Raw genomic sequence first — 279 nt, 5'->3', positions numbered from 1 at the left:
ACTGAGCGCATACCTTGGGCTTGTACACCTTTAGCTTTTGTCTGGCTGGATTCTTCACTGCTTCGCCCCCCTGTGGAATACCCATTCGAATACTTCGGAGCCATTTAGCAGTAGATCGTTGAAGTCACCCTGCGCAGGCCAGCGGACGGATACACTCTCCAGATCGTTATTCGCATGCAGGTTGGCAGCAGCACATTCAAATGCGGCAGCATGCCCGGCACCGTTAGGGTCAGCATCAGCAAAGATAATCAGGTTCTTTACCCCGGCAGGTACGCGGAA

1 protein-coding gene is annotated in these 279 nt (G+C 53.4%); it reads right to left on the bottom strand.

Annotated features, from left to right (window positions below; translation table 11 throughout):
• Positions 1–54: 54 nt before the first annotated feature.
• On the bottom strand, positions 55–279 hold a 225-nt coding region (locus FDX22_RS31665; protein ID WP_255433012.1), incomplete at its 5' end, for a toprim domain-containing protein.

The sequence above is a fragment of the Citrobacter sp. TBCS-14 genome, from assembly GCF_005280805.1.
In the GTDB taxonomy this organism is placed as follows: domain Bacteria; phylum Pseudomonadota; class Gammaproteobacteria; order Enterobacterales; family Enterobacteriaceae; genus Citrobacter; species Citrobacter gillenii.
The sequence above is the reverse complement of the archived record's forward strand: the minus strand, read 5'-3'. Positions and strand labels throughout refer to the sequence as shown.